Annotated in this window: 14 protein-coding genes; all 14 read right to left on the reverse strand. The window is 45.4% G+C overall.

Annotated elements, in window-relative coordinates; genetic code table 11:
* Positions 1 to 37: 37 nt before the first annotated feature.
* The 14 genes from MLE17_RS11185 to MLE17_RS11250 all read right to left on the reverse strand — a co-directional run bounded on the left by MLE17_RS11185 (position 38) and on the right by MLE17_RS11250 (position 13,540).
* A complete protein-coding gene (locus MLE17_RS11185) occupies positions 38 to 1,417 on the reverse strand; it encodes an NADH-quinone oxidoreductase subunit N (RefSeq protein ID WP_243348887.1) in 1,380 nt (459 codons plus the stop codon).
* A 106-nt stretch (positions 1,418 to 1,523) separates the two neighbouring features.
* Positions 1,524 to 2,948 carry a NuoM family protein gene (locus MLE17_RS11190; protein WP_243348888.1) on the reverse strand — a complete coding sequence of 475 codons (1,425 nt, stop codon included), beginning with the start codon at positions 2,946 to 2,948 and terminating at the stop codon, positions 1,524 to 1,526.
* A 4-nt stretch (positions 2,949 to 2,952) separates the two neighbouring features.
* Positions 2,953 to 4,863, reverse strand: coding sequence for an NADH-quinone oxidoreductase subunit L (gene nuoL, locus MLE17_RS11195; protein WP_243348889.1), 1,911 nt, complete (start codon positions 4,861 to 4,863; stop codon positions 2,953 to 2,955).
* Positions 4,863 to 5,192, reverse strand: coding sequence for an NADH-quinone oxidoreductase subunit NuoK (gene nuoK / locus MLE17_RS11200; RefSeq protein ID WP_243348890.1), 330 nt, complete (start codon positions 5,190 to 5,192; stop codon positions 4,863 to 4,865). Before nuoK ends, nuoL begins: the two co-directional genes overlap by 1 nt.
* Positions 5,193 to 5,197: 5 nt before the next feature.
* The gene (locus MLE17_RS11205) at positions 5,198 to 5,698 is read right to left on the reverse strand and encodes an NADH-quinone oxidoreductase subunit J (protein ID WP_243348891.1); all 501 of its coding nucleotides are present in this window, start codon (positions 5,696 to 5,698) and stop codon (positions 5,198 to 5,200) included.
* Between the two features lie 73 nt (positions 5,699 to 5,771).
* Positions 5,772 to 6,359 carry a NuoI/complex I 23 kDa subunit family protein gene (locus MLE17_RS11210; RefSeq protein WP_243348892.1) on the reverse strand — a complete coding sequence of 196 codons (588 nt, stop codon included), beginning with the start codon at positions 6,357 to 6,359 and terminating at the stop codon, positions 5,772 to 5,774.
* Positions 6,360 to 6,552: 193 nt separating this feature from the next.
* On the reverse strand, positions 6,553 to 7,578 hold the full coding sequence (gene nuoH / locus MLE17_RS11215) for an NADH-quinone oxidoreductase subunit NuoH (protein ID WP_243348893.1): 1,026 nt from the start codon (positions 7,576 to 7,578) through the stop codon (positions 6,553 to 6,555).
* Position 7,579: 1 nt separating this feature from the next.
* Positions 7,580 to 8,545 carry a 2Fe-2S iron-sulfur cluster-binding protein gene (locus MLE17_RS11220; RefSeq protein ID WP_243348894.1) on the reverse strand — a complete coding sequence of 322 codons (966 nt, stop codon included), beginning with the start codon at positions 8,543 to 8,545 and terminating at the stop codon, positions 7,580 to 7,582.
* 9 nt (positions 8,546 to 8,554) lie between these two features.
* Positions 8,555 to 9,892 carry an NADH-quinone oxidoreductase subunit NuoF gene (gene nuoF, locus MLE17_RS11225; protein WP_243348895.1) on the reverse strand — a complete coding sequence of 446 codons (1,338 nt, stop codon included), beginning with the start codon at positions 9,890 to 9,892 and terminating at the stop codon, positions 8,555 to 8,557.
* Complete coding sequence (nuoE, locus tag MLE17_RS11230; RefSeq protein ID WP_243348896.1) at positions 9,871 to 10,452, reverse strand: NADH-quinone oxidoreductase subunit NuoE; 582 nt, start codon at positions 10,450 to 10,452, stop codon at positions 9,871 to 9,873. The genes nuoF and nuoE overlap by 22 nt, the downstream gene beginning before the upstream one ends.
* A gap of 98 nt (positions 10,453 to 10,550) precedes the next feature.
* Positions 10,551 to 11,753, reverse strand: coding sequence for an NADH-quinone oxidoreductase subunit D (locus tag MLE17_RS11235; protein WP_243348897.1), 1,203 nt, complete (start codon positions 11,751 to 11,753; stop codon positions 10,551 to 10,553).
* Between the two features lie 242 nt (positions 11,754 to 11,995).
* Complete coding sequence (locus MLE17_RS11240; RefSeq protein ID WP_243348898.1) at positions 11,996 to 12,484, reverse strand: NADH-quinone oxidoreductase subunit C; 489 nt, start codon at positions 12,482 to 12,484, stop codon at positions 11,996 to 11,998.
* 64 nt (positions 12,485 to 12,548) lie between these two features.
* Positions 12,549 to 13,100: an NADH-quinone oxidoreductase subunit B gene (locus MLE17_RS11245; protein ID WP_243348899.1), complete on the reverse strand. Its 552-nt coding sequence runs from the start codon at positions 13,098 to 13,100 to the stop codon at positions 12,549 to 12,551.
* A gap of 53 nt (positions 13,101 to 13,153) precedes the next feature.
* Positions 13,154 to 13,540 carry an NADH-quinone oxidoreductase subunit A gene (locus MLE17_RS11250; RefSeq protein WP_243348900.1) on the reverse strand — a complete coding sequence of 129 codons (387 nt, stop codon included), beginning with the start codon at positions 13,538 to 13,540 and terminating at the stop codon, positions 13,154 to 13,156.
* Positions 13,541 to 13,966 lie beyond the last annotated feature (426 nt).

The following is a 13,966-nucleotide window of genomic DNA, read 5'->3' on the forward strand; positions in this document are numbered from 1 at the left end:
GCACTCCTTTATTGTTTGCTCATGTTTTGATGTAATCCTAAATAAGATTCACCAGCCAGATTGGCACCAAACTGCTGATTACCAATAGTGCCAATGCAATAATAATTTGCGGACGATATCCGCTTCCGAAATTGACCTCTGTGGCTTCATCCTGATTGGAATAAATCACCATCACAGGACGGAAGTAATAGTAGAGGCTTACCATCGAACCAATCACCGCAACGATTACCAGCGGTACATTATTTCCTGTTTCCAGAGCTTTGATAAAGAGATTATACTTTGATGCAAATCCAATCAACGGAGGAATACCCGCCAGGGAAAGCATCGAAAGTGTCAGTGCCAGGGCTTCGGGTTTATTGTTTTGGGCCAATCCTTTAAATGAGTTTACCTCAAATGAGCCGGTCGCTTCACGAATCATCATCAACACAGCAAATGCGGTGACTGAAGAAACCATGTAAGAAAGGGAATAGAGCAGCAGAACTCCGGCTACCTGTGCTTTGAGCGCTACCAGTGCAATCAGCATATATCCGGCATGGGCAATACCGGAATATGCCAAAAGGCGTTTGAAATTGTTCTGGTATAACGCTGAGAAATTTCCAACCACAATGGTCAGGACAGCGATCAGGGCAAATATACCTTTCCAGAAATAATCCACGTCAAGCAGGCAACTGTTCATTAGGCGGAAGAGGGCTGCAATAGCTGCAATTTTTCCAACCGTAGCCATGAAAGTCGTAACCAAAGTAGGAGAACCTTCGTACACATCCGGACTCCAGAAATGAAAAGGAGCCGCACCAACCTTAAAGATCATTCCCAATAGTATCAGTAACATCCCTCCAATAAACATCAGGGGGAGATGTGCTGCGTTTTGAGCAACATATCCTTTTATTTCAGCCAGGTTGAAACTTCCGCAAGCCCCGTAAAGCAGGGCAATACCAAACAAAAGAAACCCCGAAGCAAATGAGCCCATCAGGAAGTATTTCATTGCTGCTTCGTTGGAGTTGGGGTCGTATTTCTTACTGCCAGCCAGGATATAAAGCGCGATGGAGAGCGTCTCAATACCTAAGAACAGCATCACCAGGTTTCCAAACGAAGTCATCGCCAACGCACCTGCCAACGAAAAGAGTATCAGTGCATAAATATCCTCCAGGCTGCGATTCACTCCTTTATAGTACACCGGGATAAACAGCGTGATCAGCAGCGTGGCGATAATCAGAACCGCATTAAATGCAATGCTGAAGTTGTCCCCGATATACATGTCATTGTAGAGATGCTGCGTCTGATTCCATCCCGTGAGACTCAGGATAAATGCCGTTGCCAGTCCGATGTAAAGCAATGGAAGTAAAAGCTTCGTCTTATTGATCGCCCCCATAAATAGAAGGAGTATTGCAAGTATGGAAATGGTAATGATGGCTGACATAGTTGGAATATTATTGACTCCTTAAATTCCCGTTCTGAAGCTATCGGGAGGGACTCTTGAAGTCAGATGATTATTGTTTGTTAGGTCACTAATTCTTAATTCAAAATTACCGGACGGCTAAATCAATCCACTGTAAAAAAGTTGTGGGATAAATACCGATCCAGAAGATAAACAGGATTATCGGGGCAAACATGACCATTTCACTCCAGGTCAAATCCTGAAACTGTTCAGTATGCTCTTTCTTTGCTCCGTACATCACCTGTTGATACATTTTCAGCATATAGACGGCTCCCAGAATGACTGTCAGTCCGGCAATGACTGCTACTGGAATGTTGTATTGGAACAATCCCAATAAAATCAGAAACTCTCCCACGAAACTATTCGTCAAAGGCAATGAAACATTGGCCAAAACGATGACCATAAAGACGGCAGCAAACTTAGGTGCTACTTTGGCAATGCCTCCCAGTTTATCGATTTGGTTGCCTTTGCCCCGTTTCACGATGATGTAGTAGCAGAGGAAGAAGCCAACGACATTTATACCGTGTGTAAACATTTGTAGGATTGCACCTTCAATGCCGTAACGGGTATTGGATAGTAGTCCGAGCGCAATGAGTCCGACGTGTGAAAGGGATGCAAAGGCAATCAGCTTTTTCAGTACGGGTTGTGTAATGGCAATCATGGCTCCATAAATTACACCGATAAGAGCGAGGCCCACAAATATCATTGAATTATTTGCCAATACATCCGGAAATAGCGGAAGGGAAAACCGGTAAATACCGTATAGCCCCATTTTAAGCATGATACCTGCCAGCAGCATGGTACCCTGAACGGGAGAAACGTAATAGGTCTCAGCCTGCCATGAGTGGAACGGAAACAACGGTATTTTGATGGCAAATGCAGCAAAGAATGCCAGAAATAACGGTAACTGCACACTGTAAGGCAACTTCAACGCGTAGAAAGCTTCAAAGCTAAACGAATGTGGTGCCGGCGTCAGAGTATAAAGGTAGAGGATTCCCACCAGCATAAACAAACTTCCCACCACGGTGTATATCAAAAACTTGATGGTAACCCGTTTGCAATCGTGTGAGCCCCAGAAAGCGGTGATAAAGAATATCGGAATCAATGCCAGTTCCCAGAAGATGTAAAAAACAATCATATCCGTGGCTGAGAATACACCGATTAAAGCCGCTTCCATCAGCAGGATATGGGCGAAAAAACTATTTTCCCGTTCTTTATCCTTGTCGGTGGAGGCGATAATGACCGGAACCAGAATTGCAGTCATCAGCACCAGCAGATAGGAGACAACATCCGCTTTAAAGCTGAAAGCCGGAATGGGCAGATTCAGTATCAGACTATCGAAATGCAGGCATCTGTCCGGGGCAATCGTTAAATTGTATCCGCCGATAAGCGATACCGCAGTAACGATAAGTGAAGCGATAAGAGCAAACGATTTGCTTTGTCCGCGTCTGATTCCTCCGAAGAGCAGTAGTGAAGCCACTAAGGGAATTCCCAATATCAAGGCTAAGATCATATCCTTAGAAAATTAGATTATAAAATAGTACGGCAACAATGCTCAGCACCATCACAATCAGGTAAAAACCAATGTTACCGGTTTGCACCAGGCGAAGTTTTTTTCCGGCTGCTACAGTTATAAACCCGATGTTGTTGATAACTCTGTTAATTATCTGCTGATCAATTGTTTCTCTTGTTAATAACGATGTGCGTAAAGTCGGTCGGACAAACAGAAAATCATAGATTTCATCCACATAGAATTTTCCGGCAAACAATTGTTGAATGCCTTTCACCGGGGCAAACGCTTTATCTCCTGCAAAGCGTTGGTAACAAATCCAGACCAGCAATCCGATCAATGCCAGCGGGACTATCAGAATCAACCACTCTGTCCCTATGGAGAAATGCTCTTCTGCATTTTCAATCAGACTTTTTGCCGAGGTAAATACCGGAGAAAGATAGTTGTCAAACAACCGAACTTCACCAAACAAAGCCGGCATCTGGATAAATCCGGCAATTGCGCTCAATGTCGCCAAAACGACCAATGGCCAGGTCATCACTTTCGGTGATTCATGGATGTGGTGGTTTGCACTCACCTCTGCACTTTCTTGCTTGTAAAAGACCACAAAGAGCAGACGGAACATGTAAATGGTTGTCAACAGGGAAATAAAAGTAGCGATAAGTCCCATCGCCATGCCATGTTCATACGCTGCAGTCAGAATCATCTCTTTGGAGAAGAATCCAGCAAACGGAGGAATGCCCGAAATAGCAATTGTACCAATCAGGAAGACGGCAAAGGTGAGCGGAATCTTCTTTTTCAGTCCACCCATTTTACGAATATCCTGTTCGTCACTAAGTGCATGAATCACACTACCGGCAGCAAGGAAGAGCAATGCTTTAAAGAAGGCGTGTGTGGTCAGGTGAAACATTGCTCCGGAGAAAGAGCCCAGTCCCAAAGCCATAAACATAAAGCCCAACTGGCTGACCGTAGAGTAGGCGAGGACTTTCTTTATATCATTCTGGTAAATAGCAATCAATCCGCCAACGATGGCCGTAAGCACACCAATGACCAGGATAATCTGCATGGTAACCGGAGAAAGAACAAACAACACGCTTGAACGGGCTACCAGATAGATGCCTGCCGTTACCATCGTTGCAGCATGGATAAGTGCTGATACCGGTGTAGGACCCGCCATCGCATCAGGCAGCCAGGTAAAGAGAGGAATCTGGGCACTTTTACCCGTAGCTCCGATAAACAGACAGAGGGTGATAAGTAACAATGCTCTATCCCCTGCGTGTATAGATGAAGCCTGAGTGGCCACTTCGCTAATGGTCAACGTGCCGAAATGGGTAAAAATCATAAACATACCCACCAGAAATCCGAGGTCACCGATGCGGTTCATGATAAACGCCTTCTTCGCCGCATCGTTGTTGGCATGGTCCTTGTACCAGAATCCAATCAACAGATAGGAGGATAGTCCAACCCCTTCCCATCCGATGAAGAGCATCAGGTAGTTGGAACTTAGCACCAACACGAGCATGAAGAAGATAAAGAGGTTGAAGTAAGAGAAGAAGCGGTTGACGCCGTCATCCCCCTTCATATATCCGATAGAGTAGATATGAATCAATAGTCCGACTCCATTGACAATAAGTAGCATCAATGCCGATAAGTTGTCTACTGTAATGGAGAAGGGAATGGAGATGTCGGCAACCTTAATCCAGTTGAACAGCAGGGTTTCGACTTTGGGTAGTCCCGGATTAAGTCCTGTAAAGAGAATGACCGAGATGACGAAGTTGAGTAACACCATCGTTGAGGCGATAATACCTGATTCGTTTCCCTTTTTCTGGCCCATTAGAAGGCCTGTAATCAGGAATCCGATCAGAGGGAATACGAACAGTAGTGCAGACAACACCTGTAGAGTTTGAATATTTTCCATCACCATTTGAGTCTGTTAAGTACGTTAATATCAATGGTCTTGGTATTACGGTAAACCGTTACCAGCAGGGCAAGTCCCACAGCCACCTCAGCAGCTGCCACCACCATGATAAAGAATACGAATATCTGTCCCGCTGCATCGTTGCGATATGCTGCAAAGGCTGCCAGCAATAGGTTCGCTGCATTGAGCATCAATTCGATAGACATAAATATCACCAAAGCACTCCGTTTCACCAGCACGCCGATTACCCCAATGGCAAACAGTGCCATACAAAAGACGATGTAGTAGCTGATTGGGAGGGCTTGTATTTGTGTTACGACATTTTCCATATCATTCAGACTTTATCTTTTTTACCAAACATAACCGCTCCCACCATCGCTGCCAGAAAGAGCAGAGAGGAAAACTCAAACGGGAGCAAATATTGAGAAAATAATACTTTACCGAGGTTTTTGACCAACCCGATTTGTGTCAGGTGCGGGTCAACCGGCGAAGTCAGGGCAAATGATTTCAATGACCCGACCAACGTGATGAAAACCAGTCCGCCCGCTACAGTCGCAGCGATACGCCATAATGCGGTTTTGGTAAATTGCCCTTCGATGTTGAGGTTGAGCAACATCACCGTAAAAAGGAATAATACCATAATCGCTCCGGCGTAAACGATGATATGCACTACTGCCAGAAACTGAGCATTGAGCAGAATGTAATGTCCTGCCAATGTAAAGAACGTCATGGTCAGGTAGAGTACGCAGTGTATCGGTTTCTTCGAAATCAATACCATCACCGCCCCGTAGATGGCCATAACGCTGAGAATGAAAAAAAGGTATTGGGTCAACATTTTTGTTGGTTTTATTTGTTCAGGCAATAGCGAAAGAGTCGCTTCGAGAGCCCCTTTCGCTATCGCGAATCATTTACTTATTGTGCAACTGCGTTTTATCCTTTTTAAACTCCAGCACCTCCGGTGTTTGACGTTTGGAGACATCAATGCGGGCATCCATGGGTTCCACAAGCTTGTCTTTTCCGAAGATGAAATTGTCACGACTGATATTACCCGGCAGAATTCTGTCCGTCAGGAAGATGGCTTCTTTGGGGCAAGCTGTCTCACAATCTCCACAGAAGATGCAGCGCAACATATTGATTTCATACACTGCGGCATATTTCTCCTCCCGATAAAGGTGCTTTTCGTTTTCCTTACGTTCGGCTGCTACCATTGTGATAGCCTCTGCCGGACAAGCCAATGCGCATAGTCCGCACGCCGTACAGCGTTCCCGGCCTTCATCATCCCGTTTCAGTACGTGCAATCCCCGGTAAATATCAGACCTGGGACGTTGTTCTTCAGGGTATTGAATGGTCGTCTTCTTTTTAAAAAAGTGACTGAAAGTAATCAGCATCCCTTTGAAGATGGCGGGCAGATAGAACTGCTCCATCAATGTCATCTTCTTGTTGGAGACTACTTTCGACCGCTTGGTCAGTTTTATTATAGGATTATCCTGATTCATTTGAATACTAATTGGTTGATACTATATTTATCATAAGTTTTACCCCGATAATTGGGGAGTTAGCAATTGACAAAAAGTAAGGCCCGCGGCATGCGACTGGAAAAAGAAAGAGCGGAATGACTACTCTATCTTTTTGCTTTAAATAAAAGAGCGATATATCCTTTCGAAAAAAAGATATAGTCAAAGTTCAACGTCACTTATTCAGCAAAATAATCACCCCCGTCACCACCACATTCAGGATAGCAAAAGGCAGCAATGATTTCCACCCGAATCCCATCAGCTGGTCATAGCGGAAGCGCGGTAATGTCCACCGCACCCACATAAACAGGAAGATGAAGAATGAGATTTTGGCAAAAAACACAACGAGTCCTACCAGTGCCAATGCATTTTGAGAAAGACCCAGTTGGTCCATAAAGGGGAAATTATACCCGCCGAAATAGAGCGTTGAAATCATTGCCGATGATACGAACATGTTGATGTATTCGGCAAAGAGGTAAAATCCCAGTTTCATCGAACTGTATTCGGTATGGTAACCGCCAATCAGCTCCGCTTCACACTCCGGCAGGTCAAAAGGAGTCCGGTTACATTCGGCAAAAGCACAAATGGTAAAAACAAAGAATCCTATCGGCTGATGCCACACGTTCCAGTTAAGTCCGTGCTGGTTATTGACAATATCGTTGAGGTTGAGACTTCCGGTAGCCATCACGATAGCGATGATTGACATCCCCATAGCCAGTTCGTAACTAATCATTTGGGAAGAAGCACGTACAGCGCCCAGCAACGAATATTTGTTGTTGGATGCCCAGCCTCCCACCATGATGCCATAGACCGCCACCGAAGCTACCGCAAATACGTACAAAATCCCGATATTGATATTGGCAACCTGAAGAGGAAATTCCTTTCCGCCGATATTCAGTGAAGTACTCCATGGAATAACGGCACTCCCCAGTAATGCCACAAACATCGTCAGTGAAGGCCCCAGTATGTAGAGAAACTTATCTGCTTTAGCCGGCATGAATTCCTCTTTGAAAAATAGTTTCACACCATCGGCAACCGGTTGCAGGATACCGAATATTCCCGCACGGTTTGGTCCTAGACGGTCCTGAAAGAATCCGGCAAACTTTCGCTCTACCAGAGTCGAATACATGGCCACTACCAGACTGACAAGCAAAATGACGATTGCCAGCAGCAGTTTGTATATAATCATTTCGATATCCATACTATTCCATTTTATCTTTTAACGGATTGATGACATGAGGCTTGGAGAGCACCCGGTAGTGATTTTGGCTAATGACGGATTTCGGTGTGATACTTCTCGGTCCTTCGATTATCCAGTCAGATGCCTGTTTTTTCTCAAACCGGCATTCGTTACAAATAAAATCTTCCACTTCACCGTATTCGTCTTTTCGGCCGGTCACCCGGTAAACCTCTTCACCACGCAACCATAACGCCACTTTTCCACTGCATTTGGGGCAATCGCGGTGAGCATCCATCGGCTTGAGAAACCAGACACGGTTTTTAAAGCGGAAGGTCTTGTCGGTCAATGCTCCCACCGGACAGACATCAATCAGATTTCCGGAGAAATCATTTTCAATCGACTGGCTGATGAAGGTCGAAATTTCCGACTTTTCTCCTCGATAAAGAATACCATGGACCCGCTTATCTGTCAACTGGTCCGCTGCATATACGCACCGGTAGCAGAGGATACAGCGGTTCGGATGAAACTGAATCAGCGGGCCAATATCAATTGGTTCGTAGGTGCGTTTCTCCTCTTCAAAGCGAGCCGATTGCGAACCGTGTTCGTAACTGAGATCTTGCAGGTCACACTCCCCGGCCTGGTCGCATACAGGACAATCGAGAGGGTGGTTGATCAGCAGAAATTCTACTACGGCACGTCGTGCAGCGACCACATCGGGCGATGTGAGGTTCTCAACCACCATTCCGTCCATCACTTCGGTACGGCAAGCAGCTACCAGCTTCGGCATCGGACGCGGGTCTTTGGATGAGCCCTGTGCTACGCGCACCAGACAGGTACGGCATTTACCACCGCTTCCCTGAAGTTTCGAGTAGTAACACATTGCGGGTGGGACCACCTTACCTCCAATCATACGGGCAGCCTGAAGGATAGTTGTTCCTTGCTCCACCTCAATGGTCTGATTATCTATTGTAAATTTTAGCTTAGCCATTTGCGAAAACTATTTTGCGTATTTTGCCAGAGAACCGTGACGAATGTTTTTGACAATCTCCGGATGCTCCACGTGAAATTCAAACTCGTGCCGGAAGTGGCGAATGGCAGCTGCTACCGGCCATGCAGCCGCATCTCCCAACGGACAAATGGTATTTCCCTCAATGCGGGATGCGATTTCTACCAGCAGGTCAATGTCTTTCTGCTTCCCGTGACCGTGCTCGATACGATGCAATACGGCTTCCATCCAGCTTGTTCCCTCGCGACAGGGCGAGCATTGCCCGCACGATTCGTGGTGGTAAAAACGCGAAAGGTTATAGGTGTTGCGCACGATACACGCATTTTCATTGTAAACAATAAAGCCACCAGAACCGAGCATGGACCCGGTCTGAAAACCACCTTCCGATAAAGACTCGTAACTCAGTAAGCGTTTCTTACCATCCGCAGTTTTCAATATTAATTCTTTCGGTAAAATAGGGACGGACGAACCTCCCGGGATTACGGCTTTCAGGTCTTTGCCATTTTTGATACCGCCGCAGAATTTTTCATTGTAGATAAATGTTTCCACCGGCAGGCCCATCTCAATTTCATAGACTCCCGGTTTATTTATGTTTCCACAGGCAGAAATGAGTTTCGTGCCCTTGCTGTTACCGATTCCGATTTGCGCATAACTTTCGGCTCCGTTGTTGACAATCCAGCCTATGTTGGCGAGTGTTTCCACATTATTGACCACAGTCGGACAATCGTAAAGCCCTTTGATAGCGGGAAAGGGCGGTTTTAACCGGGGAGTACCCCGTTTGCCTTCCAGTGATTCAATCAGGGCAGTCTCTTCCCCGCAAATATAAGCTCCGGCTCCGGGATGTACATAGATGTCAAGGTCAAAACCCGAATCCAAAATATTTTTTCCCAGAAACCCCTGTTGATAAGCCTCCTTTATGGACTGATTCAATATGCCGATGATGTATTTAAATTCTCCCCGCACGTAAATGTAGGCAGTGTTTGCCCCCAATGCGTACGAAGCTGAAATCATCCCTTCAATCAGCCGGTGGGGAATGTGCTCCATCAGGTAACGGTCCTTGAAGGTTCCCGGTTCACTCTCATCGGCATTGCAAATCAGGTATCGGGGATTGTTGCTCTTTTTGTCAATAAAACTCCACTTCCGACCGGTAGGAAACCCGGCACCTCCGCGACCACGTAGCCCGGAATTAATCACCTGTTCCGTTACCTCATCGGGAGTCATTGACTTCAATGCTTTAGCCACCGAGTCATAACCACCCATACTACGATATACCTCGATGGATCGGATGCCTTTTACGTCTATATGTTCTAGGATAATCTTTCTTTCCATGTCAGTTTCTCTGATTTCTTCAGTTTACTTTTGCTGCGCAGGTCGTTGATGATCTCATCGATTTTATGGATATCCAGAAACTCGTAAAATTCGGTATTGACCTGCATAACCGGAGCCGATCCACATGCGCCAAGGCACTCCACTGTTTTGAGTGTAAACAGATTGTCCGGAGTGGTGTCCCCCACTTTAATCTCCAGTTTCTTTTCTAAGTATTCAATGATTTTCTCTCCACCGCAGATCGCACAGGGTCCTGTCTGACATACTTCAATCACATACTTTCCGACCGGGTCGATGTAAAACTGGCTGTAAAAAGTCGCTACTTCATACACCTCAATCGGGGTGATATCCAGCAATCCGGCCACATAGTCCATGATATCAGCATTCAGGCTACCGCCCAGTTCCTCCTGCGCGATGTGCAGGATAGGAATCAATGCCGATTTTTGCCTTCCTTCCGGATAATGCGAGATAATGCCTTTCACCTTTTCCAGAGTTTCCGGGGTGAAGGAGATTTCCTCATTGGTTCTTACGTGGAGTTTATGTGTAAATGCTTTTTCGCTCATAGTGTTTTATTTAAACGCAAAGGCGCTAAGTATTTTGTTGATGTTGAATTCTTTCTGACCCTCATTCCCTCAATCCTTTATCCCCTCAATCCCTCAGTTTAGGCATCCAGTTCCCCCGCAATGACATTCATGCTGCTCAATGTGAGGATGGCATCAGAGAGCAAAGCTCCGCGTACCATTTCCGGGAAAGCCTGATAATAGATAAAACAGGGGCGGCGGAAATGTACCCGATATGGCGTACGTCCTCCATCTGATACGATGTAGAAGCCCAGTTCGCCATTGCCCCCTTCCACAGCCTGATAAATTTCTTTGGCCGGAATATCAATCTCGCCCATTACCTTTTTGAAATGGCTGATAAGCGGCTCCATCTGGCTGTAAACCTGTTCTTTGGGAGGCATAAAGAATGCAGGGACTTCCATATTGAATTTCCCTTCCGGAAGATTTTCCAGCGCGTTATTGATCAGTTTGATACTTTCCCACATTTCCGTCTGACGAACGCAGAATCGGTCATAGGTATCACCGTTTTGTCCCACAGGCACCACAAAATCAAAATCCTGGTAGGATGAATAAGGCTCCATCACACGTACATCGTAGTCCACACCCGCAGCACGCAGGCAAGGGCCGGTAAAGCTATAGTTCAATGCACGTTCGGCCGAAATGCCTCCCACATTAATGGTCCGGTCCATAAAAATACGGTTGCGCATCAGCAGGTTTTCAAACTCATGCAGTACTTTGGGTAGAGACTTCATCACTGTCCTGATTTTACTAATAGCTTTAGGTGTAATGTCCCGCTCAAAGCCACCGATACATCCCAGATGCGTAGTCAGTCGTGCTCCGCAAAGCTCTTCGTAAACCTCATTAATCTTTTCCCGTTCCTGGAATACATAGACGAAGCCGGTTAATGCACCACTATCTACCCCGATCACACTATTGCAAACCAGATGGTCAGCAATGCGTGCCAGTTCCATCGCGATGATACGCATATAGTCGATGCGCTTGTTGGTCTCCACCCCAAGTAACTTCTCTACCGCCAAATGCCATCCGATATTATTGATAGGTGAAGAGCAGTAGTTCATCCGGTCGGTCAGAGGTGTTATCTGATAATAAGCCCGTCGTTCGGCTATTTTCTCAAAAGCCCGGTGGATATAACCGATAGTCTGTTCCGCATCCACAATCTTTTCCCCATCCATCGTCAGTACATTCTGGAAAATGCCATGCGTGGCCGGGTGGGTAGGACCGAGGTTGAGCGTATTGTAGCTTTTCGGCTCTTCTATGCTATTTTTATTATCATCATTGTTCATACAGATACACAATTTGTGAGTTTGGCTAAAGAAAATCTTTAAGAGAATATTATTACCTTCACTTCTTGTTTGTTATAGTTTTGTTAACAATGAGTGCCTACGCTAATCTTTCGGTTATCATTCGGTCATCGTTCGGTTATCCTTCGATTAAACCCTATCAGGCAAAAGCGTTTATTTGTTATCGGTTTTAACGCTTTCTGCAGAGCAGGCTGCTAAATTGTTTAACACATGAACATCGGATTCTATCGTCCGAAAAACTTATCATCCTTGTCCGTCCGTGTCGCATCTTCCAGCGGATACTCCTTGCGCATGGGGAAATAATCCATGTAATCCACATTCAGTATCCGTTTCAGATTCGGGTGTCCGGTAAATTCAATACCATAGAAATCATAGGTTTCGCGCTCCATCCAGTTGGCTCCTGAGAAGATGTCAGTCAGGCTCTCCACCTGAGGATTTTCTTTGGTTACGAATGCCTTAATCCGGATTCGTTTATTATCCAACAGGTTATGCAGATGATAAATTACTCCCAGCTCTTTTTCCTGTTCAGGGTAATGAATCCCGCACAGGTCGGTCAGAAAGAAAAAGTTAAGTTGCTCCTTCAGGGTTCGGATAATATTCTTCGCTGCCGATGAATCGACTATCAGCGTAAGAATATCTGCCGATTCATCGACCAGTAATATTTTTTCGCTGAAATCCGGTATCAGAAAGTCTATAATAGTTGCATTTTCCATAATCGTTCCAGTAATTTGGATTCTGTCTTCTCTTCCCCTCTGGGGAGGCCGGGAAGGGTCGTCCTTATATTATCCCGTACTTTTTCAATAACTCTTTGTACTCCTCACTATAACGGCGACGAAGCGATTCTTTTCCAACCAACTCCTGTATTTTCATAAATCCGTCGATAATCTGTTCAGGGCGCGGTGGGCATCCCGGTACATAGACATCCACCGGTACGACCAAATCAATACCCTGAAGGACAGAGTAAGTGTCAAATATTCCTCCGCTTGCGGCGCAGGCTCCGACGGCCATCACCCATCGAGGCTCCGCCATTTGCTCATAAACCTGTTGTACCACCGGTGCCATTTTTTTGGCAATGGTACCCATCACCATCAGCAGGTCGGCCTGACGGGGTGAGAAGCTCAATCGTTCCGCTCCAAAACGTCCCAGGTCATAGTGCGCTCCCATGGTTCCCATAAACTCGATACCGCAACATGAGGTCGCAAATGGCAGGGGCCATATTGAATTCTTTCGTGCCAACCCTACCGCAGCATCCAGTGATGTGGCAAAAAGCCCAGGAGCAGAATAACCTTCGGGAGCATCGACTACGTTATATGATTTTGATTCTGACATTTCTTTGTTGTTTTTATGGATGTTCGTTCTCAATCCCTCTTTCCCTCAGCCCTTTAGTCTTTCTCCTCATTCCAGTTAAATGCCCCCTTCCGGTAGATGTAGTAAAAACCGAAAAGAAACACAGCCAGGAAGAGCATCATATAGAGGAATCCCGACCAGTCGGTATCTTTGAAATTTACCGCCCAGGGGTAAAAAAAGACCAATTCCACATCGAACAATACGAATAGAATGGCCACCAGAAAATACTTAACGGAAAAAGGGAAACGGGCATTTCCCTGTAGTTCTATTCCGCACTCGAAATTCTCCTCTTTGCGTGGAGTGCGTATGCGTTTACGGGTAATGAAATGAGTCACAACCATAACGAATACCACAAATCCCAGCGCAACCAGAATTTGAATCAGTACGGGAAGATAATCTTCGGTCAGATAGAGGTTATTCATGAAATAGTCCGTATTAGTTTTATTAAAGCTGAATGCAAAGTTTCGGGTTGTTGGCTCTGCCCGATTAAGGGCTAAGCTACATGTGAACTTGTTAAATAAGGAAAAATTTCCGTATTTTCTTTTTTGACGTACGATTAACCCCATTGCCGGAATTTTCCTGAATATAGGATTCAAGTGATGCCGCATAGGGAGTCAAAAGCTATTCCTCTGGTTATTAACTACGATAGAAGATTATTCTTACATTCGAAAAAATGCAGGTTTCGGCAATGCTATCGATAGGCGTTTTATTGAGGAATACCGTTTAACAAACAGAATATGTGGATTGTTCAAATGAGTTTGGAGCAATTTTAATCTTAATAATGGTGGAAAGAGTTTTTCAGAGTCAGGTGAATCGGTAAGGCTCTTTGAGAAGTGAAAAGTTGTTTT

Source organism: Parabacteroides sp. FAFU027, from assembly GCF_022808675.1.
In the GTDB taxonomy this organism is placed as follows: Bacteria; Bacteroidota; Bacteroidia; order Bacteroidales; family UBA7332; genus CAXXIC01.

Coding starts and splice junctions, on each gene's coding strand:
- MLE17_RS11205 (WP_243348891.1), bottom strand. CDS start 5,698: ATGTTGACCCAATACCTTTTTTTCATTCTCAGCGTTATGGCCATCTAC.
- MLE17_RS11190 (WP_243348888.1), bottom strand. CDS start 2,948: ATGATCTTAGCCTTGATATTGGGAATTCCCTTAGTGGCTTCACTACTG.
- MLE17_RS11235 (WP_243348897.1), bottom strand. CDS start 11,753: ATGAACAATGATGATAATAAAAATAGCATAGAAGAGCCGAAAAGCTAC.
- MLE17_RS11220 (WP_243348894.1), bottom strand. CDS start 8,545: ATGGCTAAGCTAAAATTTACAATAGATAATCAGACCATTGAGGTGGAG.
- MLE17_RS11210 (WP_243348892.1), bottom strand. CDS start 6,359: ATGAATCAGGATAATCCTATAATAAAACTGACCAAGCGGTCGAAAGTA.
- nuoL (WP_243348889.1), bottom strand. CDS start 4,863: ATGGAAAATATTCAAACTCTACAGGTGTTGTCTGCACTACTGTTCGTA.
- MLE17_RS11240 (WP_243348898.1), bottom strand. CDS start 12,484: ATGGAAAATGCAACTATTATAGACTTTCTGATACCGGATTTCAGCGAA.
- MLE17_RS11250 (WP_243348900.1), bottom strand. CDS start 13,540: ATGAATAACCTCTATCTGACCGAAGATTATCTTCCCGTACTGATTCAA.
- nuoK (WP_243348890.1), bottom strand. CDS start 5,192: ATGGAAAATGTCGTAACACAAATACAAGCCCTCCCAATCAGCTACTAC.
- nuoE (WP_243348896.1), bottom strand. CDS start 10,452: ATGAGCGAAAAAGCATTTACACATAAACTCCACGTAAGAACCAATGAG.
- nuoF (WP_243348895.1), bottom strand. CDS start 9,892: ATGGAAAGAAAGATTATCCTAGAACATATAGACGTAAAAGGCATCCGA.
- MLE17_RS11245 (WP_243348899.1), bottom strand. CDS start 13,100: ATGTCAGAATCAAAATCATATAACGTAGTCGATGCTCCCGAAGGTTAT.
- nuoH (WP_243348893.1), bottom strand. CDS start 7,578: ATGGATATCGAAATGATTATATACAAACTGCTGCTGGCAATCGTCATT.
- MLE17_RS11185 (WP_243348887.1), bottom strand. CDS start 1,417: ATGTCAGCCATCATTACCATTTCCATACTTGCAATACTCCTTCTATTT.